Source organism: Streptomyces sp. NBC_01235 (assembly GCF_035989285.1).
Classification (GTDB): Bacteria; Actinomycetota; Actinomycetes; order Streptomycetales; family Streptomycetaceae; genus Streptomyces.
The window spans coordinates 299,157-325,715 of the sequence record NZ_CP108513.1; the positions used below are offsets into that span (position 1 = coordinate 299,157).

The 26,559-nt window shown below is 71.7% G+C and carries 22 protein-coding genes; 5 read left to right on the forward strand and 17 right to left on the reverse strand.

Annotated features, from left to right (window positions below):
• Positions 1–45 precede the first annotated feature (45 nt).
• Positions 46–909 (forward strand): mycofactocin-coupled SDR family oxidoreductase, encoded by an 864-nt coding sequence (locus OG289_RS01255; protein WP_327312133.1) that lies wholly within the window; start codon positions 46–48, stop codon positions 907–909.
• A gap of 19 nt (positions 910–928) precedes the next feature.
• On the opposite strand, the gene OG289_RS01260 is transcribed toward OG289_RS01255, so the two are convergent.
• The 5 genes from OG289_RS01260 to OG289_RS01280 form a co-directional block, all read right to left on the reverse strand.
• Positions 929–1,912: an NADPH:quinone oxidoreductase family protein gene (locus OG289_RS01260; protein ID WP_327312134.1), complete on the reverse strand. Its 984-nt coding sequence runs from the start codon at positions 1,910–1,912 to the stop codon at positions 929–931.
• A complete protein-coding gene (locus OG289_RS01265; protein ID WP_327312135.1) occupies positions 1,909–3,138 on the reverse strand; it encodes an acyl-CoA dehydrogenase family protein in 1,230 nt (409 codons plus the stop codon). The genes OG289_RS01260 and OG289_RS01265 overlap by 4 nt, the downstream gene beginning before the upstream one ends.
• Positions 3,139–3,155: 17 nt before the next feature.
• Positions 3,156–3,923, reverse strand: coding sequence for an SDR family NAD(P)-dependent oxidoreductase (locus OG289_RS01270; protein WP_327312136.1), 768 nt, complete (start codon positions 3,921–3,923; stop codon positions 3,156–3,158).
• A 9-nt stretch (positions 3,924–3,932) separates the two neighbouring features.
• Positions 3,933–5,081, reverse strand: a complete 1,149-nt coding sequence (locus tag OG289_RS01275) for an acyl-CoA dehydrogenase family protein (protein WP_327312137.1) — start codon at positions 5,079–5,081, stop codon at positions 3,933–3,935.
• 128 nt (positions 5,082–5,209) lie between these two features.
• Positions 5,210–6,682: a FadR/GntR family transcriptional regulator gene (locus OG289_RS01280; RefSeq protein WP_327312138.1), complete on the reverse strand. Its 1,473-nt coding sequence runs from the start codon at positions 6,680–6,682 to the stop codon at positions 5,210–5,212.
• Between the two features lie 206 nt (positions 6,683–6,888).
• Here OG289_RS01280 and OG289_RS01285 point away from each other — a divergent pair, with 206 nt between their 5' ends.
• Positions 6,889–8,088: an acyl-CoA dehydrogenase family protein gene (locus OG289_RS01285; RefSeq protein ID WP_327312139.1), complete on the forward strand. Its 1,200-nt coding sequence runs from the start codon at positions 6,889–6,891 to the stop codon at positions 8,086–8,088.
• Here OG289_RS01285 and OG289_RS01290 read toward each other — a convergent pair whose 3' ends face one another.
• Positions 8,089–9,744 (reverse strand): thiolase C-terminal domain-containing protein, encoded by a 1,656-nt coding sequence (locus OG289_RS01290; RefSeq protein ID WP_327312140.1) that lies wholly within the window; start codon positions 9,742–9,744, stop codon positions 8,089–8,091.
• 222 nt (positions 9,745–9,966) lie between these two features.
• Between OG289_RS01290 and OG289_RS01295 the strand changes: the two genes are divergently transcribed.
• Entirely contained in the window at positions 9,967–11,760 is a 1,794-nt protein-coding gene (locus tag OG289_RS01295) for an IS481 family transposase (RefSeq protein WP_442819055.1), read from the forward strand.
• Positions 11,761–11,810: 50 nt separating this feature from the next.
• On the opposite strand, the gene OG289_RS01300 is transcribed toward OG289_RS01295, so the two are convergent.
• The 9 genes from OG289_RS01300 to OG289_RS01340 form a co-directional block, all read right to left on the reverse strand.
• Entirely contained in the window at positions 11,811–12,875 is a 1,065-nt protein-coding gene (locus tag OG289_RS01300; protein WP_327312142.1) for a thiolase family protein, read from the reverse strand.
• 13 nt (positions 12,876–12,888) lie between these two features.
• The gene (locus tag OG289_RS01305) at positions 12,889–14,013 is read right to left on the reverse strand and encodes a CaiB/BaiF CoA transferase family protein (protein WP_327320546.1); all 1,125 of its coding nucleotides are present in this window, start codon (positions 14,011–14,013) and stop codon (positions 12,889–12,891) included.
• On the reverse strand, positions 14,010–14,774 hold the full coding sequence (locus OG289_RS01310; protein WP_327312143.1) for a crotonase/enoyl-CoA hydratase family protein: 765 nt from the start codon (positions 14,772–14,774) through the stop codon (positions 14,010–14,012). Before OG289_RS01310 ends, OG289_RS01305 begins: the two co-directional genes overlap by 4 nt.
• Positions 14,775–14,796: 22 nt before the next feature.
• Positions 14,797–16,047 (reverse strand): FAS1-like dehydratase domain-containing protein, encoded by a 1,251-nt coding sequence (locus tag OG289_RS01315; RefSeq protein ID WP_327312144.1) that lies wholly within the window; start codon positions 16,045–16,047, stop codon positions 14,797–14,799.
• Positions 16,044–17,561, reverse strand: a complete 1,518-nt coding sequence (locus tag OG289_RS01320) for a class I adenylate-forming enzyme family protein (protein WP_327312145.1) — start codon at positions 17,559–17,561, stop codon at positions 16,044–16,046. The genes OG289_RS01315 and OG289_RS01320 overlap by 4 nt, the downstream gene beginning before the upstream one ends.
• A 105-nt stretch (positions 17,562–17,666) precedes the next feature.
• On the reverse strand, positions 17,667–18,818 hold the full coding sequence (locus OG289_RS01325; protein WP_327312146.1) for an acyl-CoA dehydrogenase family protein: 1,152 nt from the start codon (positions 18,816–18,818) through the stop codon (positions 17,667–17,669).
• Positions 18,809–19,270, reverse strand: a complete 462-nt coding sequence (locus OG289_RS01330) for a VOC family protein (RefSeq protein ID WP_327312147.1) — start codon at positions 19,268–19,270, stop codon at positions 18,809–18,811. The genes OG289_RS01325 and OG289_RS01330 overlap by 10 nt, the downstream gene beginning before the upstream one ends.
• A complete protein-coding gene (locus tag OG289_RS01335; RefSeq protein ID WP_327312148.1) occupies positions 19,267–20,478 on the reverse strand; it encodes a cytochrome P450 in 1,212 nt (403 codons plus the stop codon). The genes OG289_RS01330 and OG289_RS01335 overlap by 4 nt, the downstream gene beginning before the upstream one ends.
• A gap of 54 nt (positions 20,479–20,532) precedes the next feature.
• Positions 20,533–21,765, reverse strand: a complete 1,233-nt coding sequence (locus OG289_RS01340) for a CaiB/BaiF CoA transferase family protein (RefSeq protein ID WP_327312149.1) — start codon at positions 21,763–21,765, stop codon at positions 20,533–20,535.
• Positions 21,766–21,872: 107 nt separating this feature from the next.
• Here OG289_RS01340 and OG289_RS01345 point away from each other — a divergent pair, with 107 nt between their 5' ends.
• Positions 21,873–23,192 (forward strand): acyl-CoA dehydrogenase family protein, encoded by a 1,320-nt coding sequence (locus OG289_RS01345; RefSeq protein ID WP_327312150.1) that lies wholly within the window; start codon positions 21,873–21,875, stop codon positions 23,190–23,192.
• Entirely contained in the window at positions 23,189–23,995 is an 807-nt protein-coding gene (locus tag OG289_RS01350) for an SDR family NAD(P)-dependent oxidoreductase (RefSeq protein ID WP_327312151.1), read from the forward strand. The genes OG289_RS01345 and OG289_RS01350 overlap by 4 nt, the downstream gene beginning before the upstream one ends.
• A gap of 14 nt (positions 23,996–24,009) precedes the next feature.
• Here OG289_RS01350 and OG289_RS01355 read toward each other — a convergent pair whose 3' ends face one another.
• Positions 24,010–25,035: a phosphotransferase family protein gene (locus OG289_RS01355; protein ID WP_327312152.1), complete on the reverse strand. Its 1,026-nt coding sequence runs from the start codon at positions 25,033–25,035 to the stop codon at positions 24,010–24,012.
• Positions 25,032–26,543, reverse strand: a complete 1,512-nt coding sequence (locus tag OG289_RS01360; protein WP_327312153.1) for a class I adenylate-forming enzyme family protein — start codon at positions 26,541–26,543, stop codon at positions 25,032–25,034. Before OG289_RS01360 ends, OG289_RS01355 begins: the two co-directional genes overlap by 4 nt.
• Between the last annotated feature and the right edge of the window lie 16 nt (positions 26,544–26,559).

Here is a 26,559-nt window from a genome sequence, read left to right on the forward strand (position 1 = left end):
TTACCCCACCCGTCCACTGCTCCATATTCAGGCTACTCTTTTATGATGGGTCGAGTGCAGGACAAGGTCGTCTTCATCACCGGAGCCGCACGCGGCCAGGGCCGGGCCCACGCGGTCCGGCTCGCCGCCGAGGGCGCCGACATCATCGCCGTCGACCTCTGCGAGGACATCGCCACCAACGCCTACCCGCTGGCCACCGAGGACGACCTGGACGAGACCGTCCGGCAGGTCGAGAAGCTCGGCCGGCGCATCGTCGCCCGCAAGGCCGACGTACGCGATCCGGTGGCGCTCAAGGCGGCCGTGACCGAGGGGGTGGCCGAGCTGGGACGGCTGGATGCCGTGGTCGCCCAGGCCGGGATCGCCCCGCTGGGCCCGCAGCAGGGCATCCAGGCCTTCATCGACGCGGTCACCGTCGACTTCAACGGCGTCGTCCACGCCGTCGAGGCCGCCCTGCCTCATCTGCCCGACGGCGGCTCGATCGTGGCGACCGGGTCCGTCGCGGCCCTGACCCCTGCGAGCGTCGACAATCCGGCCAACGGCCCCGGGGGACTCGGCTACTCCCTCGCCAAGCGCCAAGTGGCCGCGTTCGTACACGACTTGGCGACGGTGCTGCTGTCCCGGCGGATCCGGGTCAATGCGCTGCACCCCACCAACGTGAACACGGACATGCTCAACAGCGACATCATGTACCGCTCGTTTAGGCCCGACCTCGACCATCCGACCCGCGAGGACGCCCTGGTCTCGTTCCCGGCGACGACCGGTATGGGCATTCCCTATGTCGAGCCCGAGGACGTCGCCGACATGGTGCTGTTCCTCGTCTCCGACGAGTCCCGCTACGTCACCGGCATGCAGATGCGGGTCGACGCCGGAGGTTACGTCAGGAAGCGCCCCCAACTGCCCACGTTCTGACCGGGCGGAGAGCGGGCGGCTACACCGCGCCGGCCATGTCCAGGACCACCTTGCCCGTCGTACGCCGTTCGGCCACGTCGGTCAGGGCGGCCGCCACGTCGGCGAGGGCGTGGACGCGGGAGACCAGCGGGCGCATCCCGTCCCGGACCATCCCGGCGAGGGCACGGTCGGCGGCGGCCACGGCGTCCGGGGCGTACTGGCGCACCGTACGGATCTCGAAGCCCCGGACGACCAGGTCCTTGAGCAGCACGAGGTTCAGCGGGATCCGTGGGATCTTCCCGTCGGCGTACCCGACGGTGACGAACCGGCCGCCCCGGCGCAGCCCGCGCAGGGCGGCCTCCGCGTGGTCGCCGCCCACCGGGTCGATCACGAGGTGTGCGCCCTCGCCGCCGGCCAACTCCCGGATCCGCAGCTTCAGATCCTCGCGCACGTAGTCGACGCCCGCCTCGGCACCGAGCTTGCGGGCGACGGTCAGCCGCTCCTGACTCGACGCGGCGGCGACCACGCGCATCCCCAGTCGCGTCGCGATGTCGACCGCCGCCGACCCGACCCCGCCCGCCGCGCCCAGCACGGCCGCCCACTCCCCCGCACTGCCCTGTCCAACGGTGACGAGGCAGTGGTAGGCGGTGGCGTACGTGACGTGGAACGCGGCGGCATGGACCATGTCGAGGCCTTCGGGTACGTGCCGCAGGCTCGCGGCGGGCACGACGACCTGTTCGGCGAACGCACCGGTGAGCACCGCCCCGGCCACGGGTGAGCCGACCGGAGGACCGGACACGCCGGGCCCCAACGCGGCCACGACGCCGGCGAATTCGCTGCCGGGCGTGAACGGCAGCGGCGCGGGGACCTGGTAACGGTTCGCCACGATCAGCACGTCCGGGAAGTTCACCGCGGCCGCGTGCACGCGGACCAGCACCTCTCCCGGGCCCGGTTCGAGATCGCCGGCCTCGACGACCGTGAGGCCGCCGGGCGGCCCGTACTCCATGCAGCGTGCGGCTCTCACGTCGTCCTTCCCGCTGTCGGCATCGCCGGGTCACGGGGCAGGCCCAGCACCTGCTCGGCGATGGTGTTGCGCTGGATCTCGGCGGTGCCCGCCCCGATCGTCGAGGCCCGGGTGCGCAGGAAACCCCATACCCAGCGCCCGCGTTGGACAGCGTGGGGGTCGCGGCGGCCGAGGATGGCGTACGGTCCCAGCAGGTCCAGGGCGAACTCGTGCAGCTCCTGCTCGAAGGTCACGATGAACAGCCGTGCCGTGGAGGACGCGGGGCCTGGCTCGCCCTTGGTCATGATGTCGGCGATGGTCCGCATGCCGGTCAGCCACATGATGGACACACGGATCTCGAAGTCGGCGAGCCTGTCGCGCACCAACGGGTCGGCGGTGGCACCGCGTTCGTGCGCCAGCCCGATCAACTCGTCGAGGACGCGCCGGTACAGCGCGGCCTGGTTCATCGCTCCGGCCGCCCGCTCGTGGCCCAGGCTCGTCCGGACCAGCGGCCAACCGCCGTTCTCCGCACCGATCCGGTGGGCGACCGGTACGCGTACGTCGTCGAAGAAGATCTCGCAGAAGTGCGCGTCCCCCGTGAGGTCGCGCAGGGGCCGGACGGTCACTCCCGGGGTGTGCGCGTCGATCAGCAGATAGCTGATCCCGTCCTGCCGTGAGTCGGGCGGTCCGGTGCGGACGAGGGTGAAGACGATGTCGGCGATGTCGGCCGCACTGTTCCACACCTTCTGCCCGTTGACCACGTACACCGCTTCCGGGTCGTCGGGGCCGCCGCCCTCCCGCCGTGCGGTCGTACGCAGCGCGGGCAGGTCGGAGCCGGCCTCCGGCTCGGAGTAGCCCTGGGCCCAGACCGCGTCGCCGCGCAGCATGGGGCGCAGGTGGCGCTTCTTCTGCTCGGCCGTGCCGTACTTGATCAGGGTCGGTGCCGCGATGCCCAGCCCGGTGCCCAGCGGCCCGGGGACCCTGGCCCGGGCGTACTCCTCCTGGTAGATCACCTGCCGGGCGAAGCTCAGCCCCATCCCGCCGTATTCGACGGGCCAGCTCGGTCCGGCGTACCCGGCGTCGAACAGCTCGGCCAGCCAGGCCTTCTGCCAGGCCAGCCGTTCGGTCGGGTCCTTGGGCCGACGGCCGGGGTGATGCTCCGTCAGGAAGGTTCGCAGGCGTGCCCGGAACTTCTCGTCGGTCTCGGTGACCGGGTCCTCACTGCGGTCCGGCACGGTCGACGTCACCCGGGTGCCTCCGGCGATCAACGCGGAGCCATGCGGATGGCGCCGTCGAGGCGGACGGTCTGGCCGTTGAGATAGGGGTTCTCGAGCATCTCCACGGCCAGGCGGGCGAAGTCGTCGGGGTCGCCGAGCCGTTTGGGGTGGGGCACGGTCGTGGCGAGGCCGTCGCGGATGTCGGCGCGCAGCCGGCCGAGCATGGGGGTGTCCATGATGCCCGGGGCGATGGTGTTCACGCGGATCTGCCAGCCGGCCAGATCGCGGGCGGCTACGAGGGTCATGCCGTGCACGCCCGCCTTGGCGGCGGTGTACGAGGTCTGCCCGATCTGACCGTCGAACGCGGCGACCGACGCGGTGAGGACGATGGCGCCGCGGTCGCCGTCGAGGACGTCGTTCTCGGCCAGGCGGGCGGCGGACAGGCGCAGCACGTTGTACGTGCCGATCAGGTTGACGCGGACGACCTCGGCGAAGGTGGCGAGGTCGCCGGGGGTGCGGTCACGGTCGATGATGCGGGTCCGGTCGCCACCGCGCCCGGCGCAGTGCACGACGAAGCGCAGCTCGCCGAGTTCCCGCGCGGTGTCCAGGGCGGCCGTGAGCTCGGTCTCGTCCGTGACGTCCGTGCGGACGAAGCGGGCGGCGTCACCGAGGTCGGCGACGGCCTTGACGCCCTGTTCCTCGGAGATGTCGGCGAGGACGACCCGGCCGCCGCGGTCGACGATGCGCCGCGCGGTGGCCAGTCCCAGTCCGGAGGCGCCGCCGGTGATCAGCGCCAGGGATCCGTCTGTCTGCATTCCCACTCCTCACAGGCCCAGGGACTTGCTGATGATGGTCTTCATGACCTCGCTGGTGCCGCCGTAGATCCGACTCACGCGGGCGTCGGCGTACAGCCGGGCGATCGGGGACTCGAGGATGTAGCCGTAGCCGCCGTGCAGTTGCAGACAGCGGTCGACCACGCGCCCTTGCGCCTCGGTGCAGAACAGCTTGGTCTTGGCCGCGTCCACCGGGCTCAGTCCGCCCGTGACATGTGCGGTGACCGCCGCGTCGAGCAGGGCCTGCGCGGCCTCCAACTCGGTTGCCATGGCGGCGAGTTCGAACTTCGTGTTCTGGAAGGCGGCGACCGGTCTGCCGAACACCGTCCGGTCGCGTACGTAGGTGACGGTCAGATCGATCGCGGCACGAGCCTGGGCGACGGCTCCGACCGCGATGGCCAGCCGTTCCTGGGCGAGGTTGCGGCCGAGGTGGGTGAAGGCCGCGCCTTCCTCGCCGAGAAGGTTGGCGGCGGGGACCCGGACGTCGGCGAAGGACAGTTCGACGGTGTCCTGGACGGTCAGGCCGATCTTCTCCAGCTTGCGGCCGACGGTGAAGCCGGGCATGCCCTTCTCCACCACCAGCAGGGAGAGGCCGGCCCGCCGGTCGTCCGGGTCGACCGCGGTGCGGGCGACGACGATCACCAGGTCGGCGTGGTGGCCGCCAGTGATGAAGGTCTTCGATCCGTTGATGACGTAGTGGGCGCCGTCGCGGACCGCCCTGCTCGTGATGCCGGCGAGGTCCGAGCCCGTGCCCGGCTCGCTCATCGCGACGGCGGTGTACAGGTCACCGGAGGCCAGTCCCGGGAACCAGCGGGCGCGCTGTTCGGCGCTCGCCAGACCCGTGAAGTACGGGACGACCACGTCCAGATGCGTGCGCAGACCGCCCAGGGTGACGCAGGCGCGGGCGCATTCCTCCTGGATCACGACGTTGAAGCGGTAGTCGTCCCGGCCGCCCCCGCCGTACTCCTGCGGGACGGCCGTGCCGATGATGCCGAGCTTGCCCATGGCGGTGAACAGGTCGCGGGGGACGAGACCGGCGCGCCGCCAGTCCTCGTACACCGGAGTCACCTCGCGGGCGATGAAGTCACGGACCAGGAGGCGGAAGTCCTCGTGGTCCTGTTCGAACAGGGTCCGGCGCATCGGATCTCCTTCGACTCGACCTATTCAGTATACGTAATTACCCTCCTCAGCACAGCAATGCGCCCCACGAGGCCGGGGGCCGCATGGGGCGCGGTGAATCAGTATCACTAAATCGGCGTCACCGAGGGTCAGTGCCACCAGGGGATCAGGGCGTCCAGGTGCCGGCGCATCCGGTGCCGGGCGACCCCGGCGTCCCCCTGCACGATGGCGTCGAGGATGCGCTGGTGGACGTGCTGGACCTCGTCGGCCGCCGTGTCGCCGGGGAGCGGCCGATCGTGGCCGGAGGCGTGCCGGCGGAACAGCTCGGTGATGATCGAGAGGAACAGCGACAGCACCGGGTTGTCGGCCAGCGCGGCCAGTTCGGTGTGGAAAAGGTCGGCCTTGCGCGGGTCGGCGGCCGGCCCTTCCGTCGCCCACTTGACGGCCTTCGTGAGGCGCTCGGCCACCACCGTGTCGCCGCCGGCGTGCCGGGCGGTCACCCGGGCGACGATGCCGAGTTCGACGGCGTTGCGGACGATCCGCAGGTCGTCGGCCGTGACGCCCTGGTACTCCAGGAACAGCGCCATCGTGTCGATGCTGGCCTGCGGTTCGGGGGCGGTGACGATCAGTCCGCCGCCGGGGCCGCGGCGCATCCGGGCGACCGAGTGGTATTCGAGGATCCGGACGGCCTCGCGCAGCACGGCCCGGCTGATCCCGTAGCGGGCGAGCAGATCGGTCTCCGAGCCGAGCACCGTGCCGGTCTGCCAGCCCCGCGCGGCGATGTCGTCGTGGATCCGGGCGGCGAGCACCTCGGCGAGCTTGGCCCGCGGCCCCTCGACCAGTTCGGGCTCGATCACCTGGCCCGAGATCCGTCGGCCGCGGCGCACCCGGTGTTTCTCGATCCAGGCGGCCACCGACTCCAGGTGCGCGGTGAGCGCCGTCTGGGCGCGTGCGCCGTCGTCGGAGATCACGGCGTCGACGACGGCGCCGTGTTCCGTGTGCGAGGTCTCCTTCGCCGCGTGCATCTCCGCCCTGGAGATCCGGCGGGAGGTGTGCGCGTAGCGCGCCGTGAGCCGGGTGAGCACGTCGATGAACAGGTGCAGCACCGGGTTCCCCGAGAGCTCGCCGAGGACGGGATGCAGCGGGTCCTGGGACTGGACACCCGGGTCGTCCCAGTGGTCGAGTTCGGCGTCGAGGGTGGCGCGGAGGGTACTGATTCCCTCCTCGGTGATCCGCTCGGCGGCGAGCCCGGCGGCGATCGGCTCCAGCAGGAGGCGGGCCTGGAGCAGGTCCGTGACGCTCGTCCCGATGTACTCGAGATAGATCACCATGGCGCGGGTCGCCGGGCCCGCGTCGGGTGCGCAGACGATCAGGCCGCCGTTCGGGCCGCGCCGCATCCTGGCGACCTGGTGGTGTTCCACCAGCCGGACCGCCTCGCGCAGCACCGCGCGGCTCACCCCCAGGCGCTCCCGGAGGTCCACCTCGGAGCCCAGCGACTCTCCGACGGGCCAGCCGCGTCGGATCACCGTCGCCTCGATACGCTGGGCGGTCTGCGCGGCCAGCTTGCCGACCGGGGTGCCGGTCTCGCCGTCGGCGGGCTCTCGGTCGACGGCAGTCGCCATGGGCCAACTCCTCTGGGGGGTATTGCGGATGCCCAGTCTATTCGCCGCGGGGGCGGAAGGCGTGCGGTTCGGGGGTGCGGGACGGAAATAGGGCTACTGTTTCCGGCGTAGGACGCTGGCGATCGGTTCGGCGACCCGGTTAGAGTGGCCTCATTTCGGGGCGCTGGTCGGCGCGCCCGGCTGTCCGAGGACAAGGAGCCCCTGCGATGCGACTGGAGTCCACGCCCGAGCTCGAGGCGTTCCGTCGGAAGGTGCGCGCGTTCGTCGCGGAGCACGCGCCCGGCGTCAAGGCGCACGCCGGGGTACGCGCGCCCGATCCGGAGCTCATGCCGGCGATCCGGGAGTGGACCGCGAAGCTGTACGAGGCGGGCTTCCTCGGGATCCACTGGCCGGCCGCGTACGGCGGCCGGCCCGACGCGCATCCCCTGGAACCGTCCGTCGTCGCCGAGGAGATCGCCCGCGCCCGCACCTGGCCGCCGGTCGGCGCGGCCTCGCTGGCCTCGGCCGCGCTGATCGAGCACGGCACCGACGAGCAGCGGGCGCGTTTCCTGCCGCGCATCCGCACCTGCGAGGACGTGTGGTGCCAGTTGTTCAGCGAGCCCGGTGCGGGCAGCGACCTGGCGGCACTGCGGACGCGGGCGCGCCTCGACGAGGACGGCGACGACGCGGTGTTCGTCGTCGACGGCCAGAAGGTGTGGACGACCAACGGCCAGCACGCCGACATGGGATACCTGCTCGCGCGCACCGATCCCGACGCCCCAAAGCACCGGGGCATCACGGCGTTCGCGCTGGACATGCGCGCTGTGGGGGTCGACGTCCGGCCGTTGCGGGAGATCACCGGGACCACCGACTTCAACGAGGTCTTCCTCGACGGTGTCCGGATCCCGGCCGCGAACGTGATCGGCCGGGTGAACGACGGCTGGCGGGTGGCGATGAGCAGCCTCGGCCACGAGCGCTCCGGTGTGGCGGCGCGCGGCGTCGAACTGCTCACGGTCCTGGACGACCTGCTGAGGCTCGCCGAGGAGACCCCGATCGGCGGCCGGCCCGCGCTCGACGACTCCGCGACCCGGCAGACGATCGGTGAACTCGCCACGCGGGTGCAGGTGAACGCCGCGATGACCGGTATGGCTCAGTCGCGGATGCTGCACCACACGGAGCAGCCCGCCGACGCACCGCTCGGCAAGATCTTCTTCAGCGAACTCAACCACGACCTGACCGACTTCGGCCTGCGTCTGCAGGGCACGGACGGGCTGCTCGTCGAGGGCGACGGGGACGCGGTGGCGGACGGCTGGTGGCAGGACGCGCACCTGTACTCCCGCGCGTACACGATCGCCGGAGGCGCGAACGAGGTGCTGCGCACCCAGGTGGCCGAGCGGGGACTCGGGCTGCCGCGCGAGCCCCGCTAGCTACTCCGCCCTCCTCAACAGCATCGCCCCCGACGGCACTCCCCCGCCCGCGGTGACCACCGCCATCCGGGCGTCCTCGACCTGGCGTCCTCGGGCGTCGCCGCGCAGTTGCAGCATGGCCTCGCGGACGAAACCGTAGCCGTGCAGCCGGCCCGCCGAGAGCTGGCCGCCGTGCGGGTTCAGCGGGAGGTCGCCGTCGAGGGCGATCGTCTTGCCGCCGGCGATGAAGTCGGTCGCCTCGCCCGGTCCGCAGAAGCCGAGGCCCTCGATCCAGGACAGGGCGTTGAAGGTGAACCCGTCGTAGAGCAGGGCGACGTCGACGTCGGAGGGGGTGAGGTCGGTGCGGGTCCAGACATGGGCGGAGGGGCCGTGGGACTGGGGCAGGTGGGTCAGGGTGTCCTGGTCCCAGCTGAGCCGTTCGAGGACGGCCGTGCCGACGGCCTCGACCAGGACGGGCGGCCGGGGGCGGTCTCGGGCGGTCTCGATCGCCGAGACGACGACGGCCACCGCCCCGTCGCACGGCACGTCGCAGTCGTAGAGCCCGAACGGTGTCGTGATCATGCGGGCGTCGAAGTAGTCGTCGAGGGTCATCGGGTCGCGGTGCAGCGCCTCCGGGTTGCGGGCCGCGCCCGCCCGGGCGGTGACGGCGACGGCGCCGAGCGCCTCGCGGCCGACGCCGTAACGGTGCAGGTAGTGCGAGGCGTTGCAGCCGATCCACTGGGCGGCCGACATGGCTCCGAAGGGGGCGCGGAACTCGAACATCCCGGTGGCACGGCCACCGCCGGCCGTCCACTGACCGGAACGGACCAGCGCGCCGTGGGAGGACTCCCAGACCGTGCGGAAGCACAGGACGTGTCGGCACAGCCCGGCGGCGACCGCGAGCATGCCGGCGGTGATCGAGCCGATCTGGCCCGGCACTTCGCGTGCGCCGTTGACCCAGGTGGGGCGCAGTTGCAGGGCCTCGGTCAGGGCGGTGATGCCGCCCTCGCTCATGCCGTCGGGGCTCGCTCCGGGGTAGGTGGAGAGCCCGTCGATGTCGTCCAGGTCCAGCCCCGCGTCCGCGACGGCGGCCAGGCAGGCGTCGACGGTGAGGGAGAGCGGGTCGACCATCAGGCGGCGTCCCACCCGCGACTGGCCGACGCCGGTGAGCGCGACCCTGTCCTCGTACTTCCGCGGGGAAGCCATGGGACGCGCGCGAACATCGCGGGGCTTGGGCAGCGGGCCGGGGCCTTCGGCGGCCTCGGTCTCCGGGTCGGGCTCGAACAGGGGGACGTACACGCCCTCTTCGAGCTGCTCGAACCGCACCCGGACGCGCATGCCGACGCGCACCTCGTCGGGGTCGCAGTCCACGATGTTGGTGGTCAGGCGCGCCCGGTCGTCCTCGGCGAGGGCGACCACGGCGACGACGTACGGCGGCGGGAACCTCGGCAGCCAGGTCTGGTGGTTGACGCTGAAGCCGACGACCACCGCCCGGCCCGAGACGGGGGCGAGTGCCACGGCGCGGCTGCGGCAGGAGGGGCACACCGGCAGCGGCGGGTGGAAGTACCGTTCGCAGTCCGCGCAGTGGGAGATCCTGAGCAGGCCGTCGGCCCCGGAGCGCCAGAACTCGGCGCTGGCGAGGGTGGGTTGGGGCAGCGGTCGTTCGATCCCGGTCATCGCACCAGCTCGAGGATCGTGGCGTTCGCGGTGCCGCCGCCCTCGCACATGGTCTGAAGTCCGTAGCGGAGGTTCTCGCGCCGCATCCGGGCCAGGAGTTGTCCGGTCCCGGGAGATGCTTGACACTTCGATCCCAGCTGATGGTTGACGGTGGCCGTGATCGGCTTTGCTGTGCGCGTCGTTGCGGTGCGTGTGGGGAGGCCGGGATTGGCTCTGGTGGAGTTGTCGGTTGTCGAGCAGAGATACCGGGCTGTTCTGGCGGTGCTGGCGGGTGCGACGGTGACGGAGATCGCCGCTCAGCTAGGTGTTTCCAGGCAGACCGTGAGCGGGTGGAAGTCCCGGTATGCCGCGTCGGGCCTGGCTGGACTGGCGGACCGTTCCCGTAGGCCGGCTTCGTGTCCGCATCAGGCGTCTGCCGAGGTGGAGGCGGCTGTGTGTGAGCTGCGGCGCAAGCATCCCCGGTGGGGGCCGCGGCGGATCGCTCATGTGCTGGAGCGGTCCGGGGAGGTGAGCCCGGTGCCGTCACGGATGACGGTGTATCGGATCCTGGTGCGGCATGGGCTGGTGGAGCCGGGGGTCAGGCGCCGGAAGCGGTCGGATTACAAGCGCTGGCAGCGGGACCGTGCCATGCAGTTGTGGCAGATGGACATCGTCGGCGGGGTGATGCTGGTCAACCCGGTCACCGGCGAGCTGACCGAGGCCAAGGTCGTGACCGGCGTGGATGACCATTCCCGGTACTGCGTGATCGCATCGGTGGTCGAGCGGGCGACCGGCCGGGCGGTCTGCGCGGCGTTCGCCCAAGCCTTGCAGACGTTCGGGGTGCCGGAAGAGGTGCTCACGGACAACGGCAAACAGTTCACCGACCGGTTCGGGCAGGGCGGTGAGGTGCTGTTCGACCGGATCTGCCGGGAGAACGGGATCGCGCACCGGCTGACCCAGCCGGCGTCGCCGACCACGACGGGCAAGGTCGAGCGGTTCCATCAGACGCTGCGGCGTGAACTCCTCGACGACTGCGGCGCGTTCGAGAGCATCGCAGCGGCTCAGGCGGCGCTGGATGCGTGGGTGGAGGAGTACAACTCCGAGCGGCCGCACCAGGCCCTGGACATGCAGTCCCCGGCGGACCGGTTCACCCCGGTTCCCGAGCAGGAACGGGACGTGCTGAGCCTGAGGATCCCTGGAGTGCTTGCCCTGGTGCCGCAGCAGCGGACGGCGCCTGTGGTGGTCCCGGATCCGGCCGAAGCGGTGCCTGTTCCCGCCCCTCCCGAGGTGGTGCCGGCGGACGAGGGCGGGCCGGTGGAGTTCGAGCGGGTGGTGCCTGCGAGTGGGAATCTGCAGGTGGCGGGCAAGCAGTTCTGGCTCAGTCCGGCCCGCTCGGGGCTGACGGTGACGTTCTGGGCCGACACCTCGGTGATCCATGTGCTGGTCGCGGGGACGCGGATCAAGACCGTGCGCTCGCACCTGTCCGTCTCTGATCTGGCGGTGCTGGCGGCCCGGGGAGGACGTGCGGCCGGCCCGGCACCGCTGCCTGTCGGCGACGGGGCGGCGTTCGAGGTGGACCGGGTGGTGAACAACAGCGGGCTGGTGGGCCTGGGCGGGCACCAGGTGCTGGCCGCGGAGATTCTCGGCGGCCGCCAGGTGGGCATCCGGATAGACGGTGAGACGCTGTCGTTCTTCGACCTGTCCTCGCGGGAGCTGCTGCGGGTGCGGCCCAACCCGCTCAGCTCCGACGAAGTCCAGCGTCTGCGCGGTCTGCGGCCCGCAGGCCCGCCGCCCAGGCCGAGCGTGGAGCCGGTGCGGGTGCAGCGGCGGATCAGCGCTGTGGGCACGATCATGGTCTGCCGCCAGAGCGTCTCCCTCGGCCGCCCCTACGCAGGCCAGACGGTGACCGTGCACGTGTCGGACGCGACCCTCACCGTCCACCTGGACGGCCAGGTCCGCGTCATCCAGCGCACCACCGACATTCCCGTCCGCCACGTGAAGGCGAACAAACCCCGTGAAGTTTCCGATGTTGTCTAGGCCCACCGTCAAGCATCACCTGGGACCAGAACGTCAGCCATCACCTGGGACTAGACAATCCGGGCCAGGAGTCGCGTCATCAGGATGGCGCCGGAGCCGCCGAGCGGGTGACCGACCCCGATCGCCCCGCCGAGCGGGTTGAGCCGCTCGGGATCGGCGCCGGTCTCGGCCAGCCAGGCCAACGGCACTGGTGCGAACGCCTCGTTGACCTCGTACACACCGATGTCGTCGATGGACAGTCCGGAGCGGCGCAGCACCTTCTGGGTCGCGGGGATCGGGCCGAGCAGCATCGTGATCGGGTCCGCGCCGCTGACCGCTCCGCAGTGGTAGCGGGCGATGGGAGTCAGGCCCAGTTCACGGGCCCGCTCCGGGGTGGTGACGAGCAGGGCGGCCGCGCCGTCGGAGATCTGCGAGGAGTTCCCGGCGTGGATCACGCCGTCCTCCTTGAACGACGGCTTGAGGCCGGCGAGCTTCTCCACCGAGGTTCCGCGTCGCAGCCCCTCGTCCACGCGGAACTTGGTGCCGTCGGCCTCGATCGGCACGGTGTGGTCGTCGAAGACGCCCGCGTCGGTCGCGGCGGCGGCCTTGGCGTGCGACTCGGAGGCGAACTCGTCGAGGCGGGTGCGGGTGAATCCCCAGCGTTCGGCGATGAGTTCGGCGCCGATGCCCTGGCTGAACCCGGATCCGTCGTAGCGGGCGATCGCGGCGGGGCCGTACGGCTGTCCCGTGGTCCGGTGCGAGCCGAGCGGCACCCGGCTCATGGTCTCGACGCCGCCCGCGACCACGAGGTCGTACTGGCCCGCCATGACGGCGTGCGCGGCCTGGTCGACCGCCTGCTGGCTGGAGCCGCAGGCCCGGTTGACCGTGACGGCCGGGACGTGTTCGGGCCAGCCGGCGGCGAGTACGGCGAACCGGCCCACATTGCTGGACTGGTCGCCGATCTGGGTCACACAGCCCCAGACCACGTCGTCCACCGTGCCGGGGTCGATGCCGGTGCGCTCGACGAGGGCCTTGAGCACCTCGGCCGACAGATCCGCCGCGTGCACCGAGGCGAGCGAACCGTTGCGCTTGCCGATCGGGGTGCGTACGGCGTCGACGATGACGGCGTCTCGCATGGCAACTCCTTCGTCAGGTCAATTCGGGGAACCGCACGCCCCAGTCCCGGAACACGGCTTGGGTGTCGGCGCCGACAGTCGGTGCCACACGGCCCGCGCTCGACGGGGTCGCCGAGAACCGGGGCGCGGCGGCGGGCTGGACCACTCCGTCGCGGGCGAACAGGCTGCCGCGTGCGGCGAGATGCGGGTGGGCGGCCGCCTCCGTGAGGCTCAGGACGGGCGCCACGCAGGCGTCGGTGCCCTCGAAGAGCTCCGCCCACTCGTCCCGGGTGCGCTCCGCGAAGCGTGTCGCCAGCAGCTTCCGCAGCCGCGGCCAGGTCGAGCGGTCGTGCTGCCGGTCCGGGTCCACGTCCAGGTCGAGCAGTTCGACCAGGCGTCGGTAGAACTTGCGCTCCAGCGCGCCGACGGCCACATGTCGGCCGTCCTTGGTCTCGTAGACGGCGTAGAAGGGCCAGCCGCCGTCGAAGCGGTTGACACCCCGTTCGTCGCTCCACTCCTCGCGTGCGAGTTTGGCGAAGGTGCTGGCGAGGAGGTGTGCGGTGCCGTCGACGATGGCCGCGTCGACGACCTGGCCGCGGCCGGTGCGGGCGGCGGCGTGCAGGGCGGCCAGGACGCCGATGACGAGGTAGCAGCCGCCGCCCCCGAAGTCGCCGACGAGGTTCAGCGGAATCTGCGGCGGGCCGTCCGCGTCCCCGACGGCGCCGAGCGCGCCCGTCAGCGCGATGTAGGTGATGTCATGTCCGGCCGCGGCTGCGAGGGGTCCTTCCTGGCCCCAGCCGGTCATCCGGCCGTAGACCAGGCGGGGGTTGCGGGCCAGGCAGTCGTGCGGGCCGATGCCCAGCCGTTCGGTGACGCCGGGGCGGAACCCCTCGATCAACACGTCCGCGCGCTCGACGAGTTGGAGGAGCGCGGTGGTCGCGGCCGGGGCCTTCAGGTCGAGTACGACCGACCGCTTGCCCCGGTTGAGCACGTCCGCCGGGCCGCCCGCGTCCGGTTCGTCCGCCCGCCCGGGCCGGTCCACCCGGACGACCTCCGCCCCGAGGTCGGCCAGGAGCATCCCGGCGAACGGCCCCGGTCCGATGCCGCCGAGTTCGACGACCCGGCAGCCGGCCAGCGGGCCTGTCCCCGGCACCGTCAGCGTCCCTTCCAGACCGGCGCCCGCTTCTCGGCGAACGCGGTGGCCCCCTCGCTCGCGTCCTCGGACCGGAACACGGGCTCGGCGATGTCGAAGGACTCGGCCCATCCCTCCTCGAGGGTCCAGTCGGCGGCGGAGCGTGCGATGCGTTTGGTCGCCTCGACGGCGAGGGGGCCGTTCGCCGCGATGGTCCGCGCGAGTTCCAGCGCGCCCTCCAGCGCGCCGCCCTCGTCGGTGAGCCGGTTGACCAGGCCGACCTCGGCGGCCCGGACCGCGCTGATCGGTTCGCCGGTCAGCAGCAGCTCCAGCGCGATCGCGTACGGGATCCGGCGGGGCAGTTGCAACGCCGCGCCCGCGCGGGCGACCAGCGACCGCTTCACCTCCGGCACCCCCAGCCGCGCCGAGCGGGACGCGACGACGAGGTCGCAGGCCAGCAGCAGTTCGAAGCCGCCGGCCAGCGCCCAGCCCTCGACCGCGGCGATCAGCGGTTTGCGCGGTGGGGTCATGCTGATCCCGCACAGGCCGCGGCCCGGGATCGCCGGGGTCTCGCCGCGCAGCCACGCCTTGAGGTCCATTCCCGCCGAGAACGTGCCGCCGGCGCCCGTGAGCACACCGGCCCACAGTCCGTCCGTCTCGTCGAGTTCGTCCACCGCTGCCGCCACACCGGAGGCGACCCCGGCGTCCAGGGCGTTCTTCACCGCCGGGCGGTTGATCGTGATGACCTGGACCGGGCCGCGCCGCTCCACCAGTACCTCGTCCGACACCTTGTCTCCTCCTGTGTTGTTCTCAGTCGCCGGTCACCGCGAACCGGGCCAGTTCATGGGCGACCATGCCGTCCAGGTCGTTCGCGGGCGGTGCCGGGAGCTCGACGGCGTGGTCGCGGGTCGGCAGCAGGACGACGGCCGTGCCGGGGGTGGTGACCTCTCCCCGCTGGTTCTCGCAGCGCACCTCGATGTGCACCTCGGCCCGCCCGTCCGCCTGGCGCTTGTCGACGACCGTGCCGCGCACCCAGGTGGTGTCGCCTAGGTAGTTGAACCGGCGGTGCTCGCAGCGCAGTTTCCACAGCCAGCCGTCGTCCCCGATCCAGTCGGTGAGCAGATGGCACAGCCAGGTCTCGCGCATGCCGCCGTAGTCGTAGGGGTTCGGCAGCCCGAGTTCCTTGGCCCGCTCGGGCTCCCAGTGCAGGCGCTGCACGGTGTCCGGTACGTTCAGCGCGTTGGGCGGGTAGAGCCCGGGGGCCTTGCGCCGGACGCGCGCGGCGATCCCGAAGGTCCCGGGCGGGGTGAGCTGCATGCCCCAGCCCAGATGCCAGACGACCACGTCCGTGGTGGTGAGCGGCCCTTTCACCCGGGGCTGCAGTTCCTCGCCGATCTCGACGTCCTCCCAGTGGCGCGGCTCGGCGCCGCGCCGGGTCTCCGCCGCGTACGCCGCGTCGATCTCGGCGAGTTGCCCGGCCGTGTAGGGCTGCTGCGCGAGCTGTTCCTTGGCGCGCTTCCTCGACGTGTGCCGCTCGGCGTTGATCCAGGTGCCGCGCCGCAGGGCGTGCATCTCGCCACGGCCGTTGGCATAGAGGTAGTCGCGCACGACGTGTGCGGTGCGCCCGCCGAAGCTGCTGCGCTTGAGCCGTACGCCGACCTGGGTCTGCAACACCCGGCAGCGGTCGCCGAGTTGGAGGGGACGCCACCATTCGAACTCCATCACCGCCTGGTAGGAGCCCAGTCCGGCGAACGGGTCGCCCTTGAGCAGCGCCTTGGTCCGCGGGTCCGGGGCGGGCGCGGCGTCCTGGCCCATCGTGTAGAGGAAGGCGGGCGGGGCGACGAGGGATCCCCAGCGGGTCTTCGCCGCGTACTCGGGGTCGCAGTAGAGCGGGTTGTCGTCGCCGTAGCCGTACGCGAAGTGCCGTGTCCCGTCCCAGGTCACCTCGTAGTTGTGCGGGGGGTTGCGCTGCGGCTCGGGTACGCCGAGGCGGCGGCGGGAGCGCTCGACCGCCTCCTCGGTCAGGACGCCGAACCCCTTCTCCTCCTGCGTGCTCGTCATCGCAGATCCTCCTTGACACGTTCGGGCTCCGCGAGCGCGAGCCGGGCCCGGACCAGCTCCAGCAACTCCACGCGGCTCACCTTGCTCGAGGGGGTCCGCGGCAGTGCGTCGAGGACGACGATGTGGGACGGCACTTCGTAGGGGGTGAGCCGGGTCCGGCAGAGTTCGATGAGTTCGGCGGTGGTGGGCGCGGTGCGCCCCGGCTCGGCCACGACCGCCGCGACGGGCACCTCGCCGAGCCGCGGGTCGGGCAGCCCTGCCACGGCCGCCTCCCGCACCGCCGGATGCGTCTCCAGGACGCGTTTGACCGTCTCCGGCTGCACCTTGAAGCCGCCGCGGATGATGGCGTCGTCGGCACGCCCCTCGATCCACACGAACCGGTCGGCGTCCAGCCGGGCCAGATCGCTGGTGCGCACCCATGCCCGGGCGCCGCCCGGGCTCTGCTCGGTGCGGACCTCCAGCCGGCCGGTCGTCCCGACGGGCAGTTCGACGCCGTCCTCACCGGTGACCCTCAAGTCGACGCCGGGGAAGGCGCGTCCGGCGCTGCCGGCCTTGCGCTCCCACCAACGCTCGTGCAGCGGCAGCGTCCATCCGGCGACCGCTCCGGCGAACTCGGTGGCCCCGTAGGTCATCAGAACGGGGATGCCGTAGGTGCGGTGGAACGCGTCGGCGAGTTCGGGCGGACAGGGGGCCGTGCCCGAGGTGACGACCTCGAGACTCGCCAGCCGCTCCTTCGGCACGTCCGCGTCGAGCACGGCGCGGATCGCGGCGGGTACCAGGCTCGTCGCCCGCAGCCGGTGCCGTTCCACGGAGCTCGCCCAAGGTTCGACGGCGAACTTGGGCAGCAGGAGCATGCGGCGCCCGGTGGCGAGGCAGGCGAGCGCCCGCCACAGCCCTCCGATGTGCACGAGAGGGCTGGCGACCAGCGACGCCGACCGCGAGAGCAGCCTGCCGGACTTCGGGGTCTGGCCGCCGGAGACGAGCGCCTGGTCCAGCTGGCCGATGCGCAGGTGCACCCGTTTCGGGGGGCCGGTGGTGCCGGAGGTGAGCATCTCCACGGCGACGCCCGGGTTGGCCGGTGCGTCGGCGGGCGCGGTGCCGCCCGCAGGGCGCAGTGCGCCGTCGGTGTCCAGCGCCAGGGCCGCGCCGTGGGCCGTCATGGCGGCGAGGACGCCCTCGCGGGCGAGGGGCTCGGGACCGGAGACGACGACGGGAGGCGCGGAGCGGTCGATGTCGGCGGCCAGTCGCGCGGCGGGCTGGAGCGGGCTGAGCATCACCAGGCAGCGCCCGGAGGCGATCACCGCGGCGACGACGGCGACGTGCTCGGGCCGGTTCTCCAGGACCAGACCGACACGGGCGCCGGTGCGCAGACCGGCCGCGTCGAGCGCGTCGACGACCGTCCGTGCGATCTCCTGGACCTGCCCCCAGGTCCACCAGTCCCCGTGGTGCTCGATCGCCTCGGCGTCGGCGGGCGCTTCGGCCAGCAGGCGGGTCAGGCGGTCACGAATTCCCACGTGATCAGCCTCTCGATCATGATCAGCCTTTCGGCAGGACGGTCAGGACAGTGCGGTCAGGACAGCCAGGAGAATCAGAGGGTCGGGAGGGTCGGGAGGGTCGGGTCAGCGGTGTCGGATTCCGACCAGGTCGGCCAGCCGGGCCCGGTGCGCCGCCGGGTTCCCGAACAGCTGCTCCGACGACTTCGCACGCTTCAGGTACAGATGCGCGTCGTGCTCCCACGTGTAGCCGATGCCGCCGTGGATCTGGATGTTCTCCTTGGCGGCGTGGGTGAAGGCGTCCGCGCAGTACGCCGCCGCGAGGGCCGCGGACACCGCCAGTCCGGACACCGGCGGCCCGGATCCGCCCTCGGCGGCCACGGACGCCGCGTGGTAGGCCGCCGACCGGGCGGCCTCCACCTTGACCAGGGTGTCGGCGCACTTGTGCTTGATCGCCTGGAACGATCCGATGGGGCGGCCGAACTGGGTCCGGACCTTCGCGTACTCCACCGCGCCGTCCAGACACGCCTGGGCCCCGCCGACCTGCTCGGCGGCCAGCGCGACGACCGCGAGGTCGAGCACGGTGAGCAGATACGCCGACGCGTCCCCGTCCGGCCCGACCCGCAGCGCCGGCGCGCCGTCGAGGTCGACGCGCCCCAGGTGCCGGGTCGGATCGAGCGTCTCCAGCCTGGTGCGGGTCACTCCGGGCGCCGCGGCGTCGACGGCGAACAGCGCGGGTCCGGTGTCGGCGCGTGCCACGACGAGCAGCAGGTCGGCGGTGTGGCCGTCGACGACGAACATCTTGGTGCCGGACACCGTCCAGCCGTCCCGGCCGTCGTCGCCACCGGGTGCCGCCCGGGCCGTGACGTCCGCCGGCAGCCAGGATCCGCTCGCCTCGGCGAGCGCGAGAGTGGCGGTGAGCGAGCCGTCGGCGATCGCGGGCAGCCAGCGTGCCTTCGCCGCGGCGTCTTCGGAGACCGCGAGGGCCTGTCCCGCGAGGGCCACGGTCGCGAAGTACGGCGACGGCAGCAGTGCCCGTCCCGTCTCCTCCAGCACGATCCCCAACTCGACCGGGCCGCCGCCGGATCCGCCGTACTCCTCGGGCAACGCCAGCCCGTGCAGCCCGAGTTGTCCGGCCATCTGCCGCCACAGCTGCGGATCGTGCCCCTCGTCGGACTCCATCCAGCGGCGCACCGCCGCGCTCGGCGCCTTGTCCGCCAGGAAGCGGCGCAGGGTCGTGCGGAGCTCCTCCTGCTCCTCGGTGAACGTCAGTCCCACGTCGGCGCCTTCGAGCGCAGGTAGGCGTCGAAGTCCGGCATCCGGGACCGTTCGACGATCTCGATCCGTACGCCGGAGGGATCCAGGTGGTAGGCGAAGATCGACGGCGCACCGTCGACCAGCGCACAGGCCTCCAGCGCGAACCCCGCCTCCTCCAGCCGCTTCGACGTCGTCGGGACGTCGTCGCAGAAGTAGCCGAGGTGATGTTCGGCCGCGGTCCAGGGCGTCCCCGGGATCTCCTGCACGAGTTCGATGTACGGGGCGTCCAGCGAGTACGCGTACCGCAGCGGGAGCACGCGGTCGCCGTCCGCCAGTCGGACCGGCAGTTCGGCGGACATGGTCTCGGTCCACCGACAGCCCGCGACCTCGCTCATCCGGGTCTTCGCCGCCTCGATGTCCGGGACGACGATTCCGGTGTGGTAGAGGTCCGTTGCCCTGAGGGGGTGCGTCATGGCGTCTGTCCCCACTCCAGCCGGAGCTGCTTGATTCCGTACATGTTCCCGTGCTGTTCGAGGTCCTGACCGGGTGTGATCCGGTAGTCGGGGACCCGCCGGTGCCACTCCTCGACAGCCACGTTCAGTTCGAGGCGGGCGAGGTGCGAGCCGAGACAGCGGTGCGGGCCCGAGCCGAACGCGATGTGGTTGGTGGCCTTGCGGTGCAGGTCCACCTCCAGCGCGTCGTCGAAACGGCCGGGGTCGCGGTTGGTGACCGCGAGCGGGAGCATCACCATTTCGCCGGCCGTGACCGGGCAGCCGCCGATCTCGACGTCCCGCATCGCCTTGCGCGCCGGGACGACGAACGAGTAGACGCGGAGGATCTCCTCCACCGCGGTCGCGACGAGCGACGGGTTGGCGACGATCGCCTTGCGCTGATCGGGATGCGCGGCGAAGTGGTACAGCGCCCAGCCGATCGAGATCGGGACGGTGTCGAAGCCGGCCTGGAACAGCAGGATGCAAAAGGCGTGCATGTCCCGGTCGCCGATCGGCTCGCCGTCGATCGTCCAGGTCATCGCCCTCGACAGCAGGTCGTCGCGGGGAGACTCGCGGCGCAGGGCGATCTGCTCCTCGAAGTAGTCCGACACGGCGTTCATGGCGCTCATCTGCCGGTTGCCGTCGGGATCCTCGCCGTAGGAGAGGTGCAGCAGGTCGTGCACCCAGTCGAGGAAGCGAGGCAGGTCCTCCTCGGGCAGGCCCATCAGGCGCATGAAGATGAGCGTCGGGAAGCGGCGGGCGAACGCGTCGAGGACGTCGGTGCCGCCGCTGTCCTTCAGCTCGTCGATCAGAGCGGACGCGACCTGCCGGATCTCCGGCTCACGGGCGGCGACGGTCTTCGGCGAGAAGGCGCTGCCCAACAGGCGCCGCCAGGTGGTGTGCAGGGGCGGGTCCAGCATCTCGGGGATCCACAGGAACCTCGGGTTCGGCTCCAGCGCGGTCACGGACGTGTTCGAGAACGTCCGCCAGTCCTGCAGCGCCTTCTGTACGGCCTCGCCCTCGGTGACGACCCAGTAGCCCCGCGCGATGGTGCTGCGGAACCCGGAGTGGGTGCGGGCCATCTCGTCCCATCGGTGCTGGTGGCTCAGCACCGGGCCGCCGAGCCGGTTGTCGAAGTGGTACGCGGGTACGCCCGCGTGGGTCCCGTCGGGTTCGAGTGTCGCGCTCATCACGGCTCCTCTCTTGCGGTCTTCACATCGCCGCGCCGTCGATGCGTACGGTCTTCACGTCGCCGCGCCTTCGATCTTCAGCGCGATCAGCTCCTCGTCGCCGAGGCCGAGCGAGCGCAGGACCTCGTCGGTGTGTTCCGCGAACTGCGGTGCGCGGGTCAGGGTGACCGGCGTCTCGTCGAACTGGACCGGGCTGGCCACGAGTTCACGGTCGACTCCGTCCGCGTCCACGACCGGTGCGACGAGGCCGTTGGCGCGCAACGCGGGGTCCTGGCCGACCTCCCACGCGTTCTGGACGGCCGCCCACTGCCCCTCCCCGCGCGCGAGGATCTCGGTCCACTCCGCGAAGGGCCGGGCCGCCATGAGGTCGGCGACGATCTGCGCGGCCTCCCTCGCGTTGGCCATCAGCTTCTCGGTGCTGTCGAAGCGTTCGTCGGCGCTCAGCTCCTCGCGGCCGGCGAGCTTGCAGAACTCCGCCCAGTACCGGCCGGGTTGGAGCATCGACAGTTCGATCCACCGTCCGTCCGAGGTGCGGTAGGCGCCGATCAGCGGGTTGGTGGCCGAGCCGTGTCGTGGCGGGGTGTTCACCGGGAGCGGGCCGCCGGTCAGCAGCGCGAGGTTGACCGTGAACTGGGTCGCCCAGGCGCCGACGCCGAGCAACGACACGTCCACGACGGACGGTCGGCCGGTCATGGCACGGGAGTAGAGGGCGGCGGCGATGCCACCGGCGATCGTCATGCCGCCCATCGCGTCACCGTAGGCGCCGGCGGGCATTCGCGTCATACGGTCCGCGCCGGGCGGGGTGACTCCGGCGGCGCTGCCGCCGCGCGCCCAGAAGGCCGTGCTGTCGTAACCGCCCTTGCCGGCTTCCTCGCCGCGCGTGCCGAAGCCGCTGCCCCGCACATAGATGATGTCCGGGTTGACCGCCCGTACGTCGTCGAGGTCGATCCGCAGCTTGGCGCGCGCCTCGGGCAGGAAGTTCGTGAGGAAGACGTCGCTCTCACGGATCGGCTCGTCGAGCACCTTGCGGGCGGACGGCTTCTCCAGCGCGAGCCCGACGCTGCGTTTCCCCCGGTTGGGACCCTCCATGATCGGGAAGAAGGACGACCCCTCGCTGGCGGCCTCGTAGCCGAGCACCCGGACCAACCCCCGCTGGGCGTCGCCCCGTTCGGCGTGCTCGATCTTGATCACGTCGGCGCCCCAGTCCGCGAGCACGGCGCCCGCCGCCGGGACGAAGGTGAACTGCGCGACTTCGAGGACGCGAACGCCCTCCATGGGCCTCTGCATCGACCAACTCCTCATACTCAATATGCCGTCACGCGCTCCGAGTATGGACCGACCCCCGCTAAAAAGTATACTGTTTTGCCGTCACTCACCAACCTTCCGGAGAGCCGATGCTGGACTTCTCGACCGAACCCGAGTTCCAGGCCAAGCTGGACTGGGCGGCAGCCTTCGTACGGCAGGAGGTCGAACCGCTCGACCTCCTCTTCCCCCACGGCGGCGATCCGTACGACACGCGCAACGAGAAGGCCCGCGCGATCCTGAGGCCGCTGCAGGAGCAGGTCCGCCGGCAGGGACTGTGGGCCTGCCACCTCGCCTCCGAACTGGGCGGGGCGGGGTACGGACAGGTGAAGCTCGCCCTCCTCAACGAGATCCTCGGCCGCTCCTACTGGGCCCCGACGGCGTTCGGCACCGCCGCCCCGGACACCGGGAACGCCGAGATACTCGCCATGTTCGGCACCGACGAACAGAAGGCCCGCTATCTGCGGCCGCTGCTCGACGGCGAGATCGTGTCCACCTTCTCGATGACGGAACCGCAGGCCGGGGCCGATCCGAAGGAGTTCACCTGCCGCGCCCGGCGCGACGGGGACACGTGGGTGATCGACGGGGAGAAGTGGTTCTCCTCCAACGCCCGGTACGCGGCGTTCCTCATCGTCATGGCCGTCACGGATCCGGACGCGCCGCCGCACGCCCGGATGTCGATGTTCGTCGTGCCGGCCGAGACACCCGGCATCGAGATCAAGCGCAACGTCGGCACGATGGACGAGCGGGACTCCCTCGAGGAGGGCATCCACGCCTACATCCGCTACCACCAGGTCCGGGTCCCGCTCGACGCCATGCTGGGCGGGCCCGGCGAGGGCTTCAAGGTCGCTCAGGCCCGCCTCGGCGGCGGCCGGGTCCACCACGCCATGCGCACGGTGGGCAAGTGCACCCGGGCCTTCGACATGATGTGCGAGCGCGCGCTGTCCCGGCGAACACAGGGCACTCTTCTCGCCGACAAGCAGGCCGTGCAGCAGTTCATCGCGGACTCGTGGGTGGAGCTGCAGCAGTTCCGGCTGCTCGTGCTGCACACCGCCTGGATCATCGACACCCAGCCGCACGGCGCGGCCCGCACGCAGATCGCCATGTGCAAGGTCCAGACGGCGAAGGTGCTGCACGACGTCATCCAGCGCGCCCTGCATCTGCACGGCTCGCTGGGCACCACCAACGAGCTGCCGCTCGCGAAGTGGTGGATGGCCGCGCCGAACCTCGCCCTCGCCGACGGCCCGACCGAGGTGCACCGCACCACGATCGCCAAACAGCTCCTGAAGAACTACCAGTCGGCCGAGGGGCTGTTCCCCAGCGAGCACATCCCGCCGAAGCTGGATGCCGCCCGCAAGCGGTACGCACACATCCTGGGGGACGACAGCCTCACCGGCCGGGTGGACGCATGAACGCCGGGCCTGAGACGCGGGGGCGTGGGACGGGCGGGCGTGACGCCAAGTCCATCGCGCCGGCGGACCTGTTCGACCTGTCCGGCAAGGTCGCGCTGGTCACCGGCGGCAGCCGGGGCCTGGGCCTGGAGATGGTGCGGGCCTTCGCCACGGCGGGCGCGGACGTGGTGATCGCCAGCCGCAAGCTCGACGCCTGTGAGACGGTCGCCGCGGAGGTTCGCGCGCTGGGCCGACGAGCGTTGCCGGTCACCGCCCACGTGGGTCACTGGGACGACCTCGGCCGCCTCGCCGACACCGCGTACGAGGAGTTCGGACAGGTCGATATTTTGGTCAACAACGCGGGTATGTCGCCGCTGGCGCCGTCGTCGGCGGAGACCGGCGAAGAGCTGTTCGACAAGGTGATCGGGGTCAACTTCAAGGGCCCGTTCCGGCTCGCCTCACTGGTCGGGCAGCGGATGGCCGACGGGGGCGGGGGTTCGATCATCAACGTCTCCTCCTCGGGAGCGCTGCTGCCCCAGCCGCGGTTCGGCCCGTACGCCGGGGCCAAGGCCGCGCTCAACACGCTGACGACCGTCTTCGCCCTGGAGTTCGGTCCGACGGTGCGGGTCAACACCATCTCGGCGGGTCCCTTCCTCACCGACATCTCCAAGTCCTGGTCGCCGGAGAAGCGGCAGAACACGCGCAGCGCGATCGGCCGGCCCGGGCGCCCGCAGGAGATCATCAGCACCGCGCTGTACCTGGCCAGTGACGCCTCCAGCTACACCACGGGGTCGCTGATCCGGGTGGACGGCGGGCTGTACTAGACAGCTGTACCGGATCAGGTGAGCAACTCCGTCGCCTCGGCCATCAGCACCGGCAGCGCGGGCAGCATGCGCCGGTGCATGTCGGTCAGCCGCCCCGCCTTGCGGCCTCGTTTGATCAGCAGCGCGGTCGCGGCGGACTCCTTGTACTTGGTCAGCGCCTCGAACCACGGCAGATCGCGCAGCGGTTCGCCCCGCGCCTGCTGGTAGGCGTCGATGAGTTCGGCCTTGCCGGGCATCCCGGTCGGCTCGTCCGACGGGGATGCCGGGTGCCGCGCCTCATCGGTGAAGAAGGTCAGCCAGGTCATGTCGACCCGGGGATCGCCGAGCGACCAGATCTCCCAGTCGATGATCGCCGTGACCGATTCCGCCTCGCACAGCGTGTTCCCGAGCCGGTAGTCGCCGTGTGTGAAGACGGGCGTCAGCGCGGCGGGCATCGTGGCGTGCAGCCGCCGCGCGAGCGCCTCGTGACCGTTGCGCAGGTCCTCGGGGACGGTCGTGAACGCCCGTGTCCAGCGGTCGATCTCGGCGCCGAGCGTGACGACCGGCTCCGCCGCCAGCGGCGTCCGCAGCGGATCCACGCGGTGCAGGTCGGCGAGCATCCGGGCCGCGTCCAGGGCACGGGAGCGCACCTGGCCGGCGGGCAGGGTGCCGCGCGGCACGAGGACCGGTTCCACGCACTGTCCCGGCACCAGTTCCATCGCCACGAACGGCTGGATCGCCACAGGCGCCCCCGCGTCGTGGAAGAGCACCCGCGGCACCCGCACCCCGGGCTGCCCCGCCAAGGCCGCCATGAGCCGGGCCTGACGCAGCACGTCCCGGTTGCGGACCGGTTCGAGGCCGGGCGGGGCGACCTTGAGGACGACGCGCTCGTGGCCGTCCGGGACACCCGACAGTGCGGCGACGTACGTCAGGCTCGACGTGCCGCCGGCGAGCGGCTCGACGCCGTCGACCGTGGCCCCGGGGGTCCACTCCCGCACGGCGCGGGCCGTGCGTTGCGTCAGCTCCCGCACCAGCTCCTGGTCGTTGGCGACGACGCTCATGCCTGTCCTTCCGTGCCGCTCTCGGGTGCGGTGAGCGCCGCCACGATGTCGCGGCGCACCAGTTTGCCGGTCACCGTGCGCGGGAGTTCGGTCCAGTACGTGATGCGGTCCGGGGTCTTCGAGCCGCGCAGGGTGCCGCGCACCGCCGCCCGCAGCGCCCCGGCGTCGACCCGCGCACCGTCGCGGGGCACCACGACGGCCTCGATCCGCTGGCCCCACTCCTCGTCCGGGACGCCGACGACCACGGCGTCCAGTACGTCCGGATGGCGCAGCAGGACGTCCTCGATCTCGGCGGGCGCGATGTTCTCCGCCCCGCGGATGATCGTGTCGTCGGCCCTGCCCTCGAGGTAGAGGTAGCCGTCGTGGTCGAGGCGGCCCTGGTCGCGGGTGTGGAAGTAGCCCCGCTCGTCGACCGCCGAACCCTGCCCCGCGTACTCGCCCGAGACCTGCTCGCCCCGCACCCAGATCTGCCCCCTCTCCCCCGCGCCGACGACCTCCCCGCACGCATCACGTATCTCCAACTCGACGCCGGGCAGGGGCAGTCCGGCCGAGCCGAGACGGGCGCGTACCGCGGGATCGTCGCTCGAGACGGCCGCCCGGTGCTCCCTTGGGCCGAGGACGGAGATCGTGGAGGAGGTCTCCGTCAGCCCGTAGGCGTTGACGAAGCCGACGTGCGGCCACGCGCGCAGCGCGGTCTCGATCACCCGCACCGGCATCCGGGCCCCGCCGTAGGCGAGCGCGCGCAGCGAGGGCACGGAGCGGTCCAGTCCGTCGGCGTCCATGAGGCGGGCCAGCATCGTCGGCACGACCATCGCGTTGGTGACCCGCTGCTCCCGCACCATGCCGAGCCAGCCCTCCGGGGTGAACTGGTCGAGGGTGAGGGTCCGGCGGCCCGCGTACAGGTTCGTCAACACGTTGGACACGGCGGCGATGTGGTAGGGCGGCACGCTCATGAGCGCGGCCTCGTCGGCGCCGGCTCCGGCGAACTCCACCGTGCCGAGGACGTACGACACCAGGTTGTGGTGGCGCAGGACCACGCCCTTGGGGGCGGACGTCGTGCCACTGGTGTAGATCAGCACGGCGGGGGCTTCGGACGGTTCCGGATCGAGGTCGTCGCCGGTGTCCGCCGCGGCATCGGTCAGCCACTCGGCCGGCGCGCGCACCGGCAGTCCGGCGCGGCGCAGCGCCCCGGCCTGTTCCGGTTCGGCGATGCCGAGGGCGCGGGGGTGGTTGGCCAGCAGGGCGTCGAGCTGTTCGCCGCCCAGCCGGTAGTTCACCGGGACGAGGGGCACTCCGGCCCGGGCGGCGGCGAACTGCGCGACCGTGAAGGCGGGGCCGTTCGTGGCCAGGTACACGAGGGCGTCGGCGCCGCTCGCGCGGACCACCCGAGCCCCGCCCACCGACAGCCCACGAAGCCGCGACGGGGTCAGCCCGTCCTCCGCGCGCCCGATCACGACGCGGTCGCCGAAGCCCTCGGCGGCCATGTCCAGGAGCATCGATATGTTCATCGGCCCGCTCCCGCCG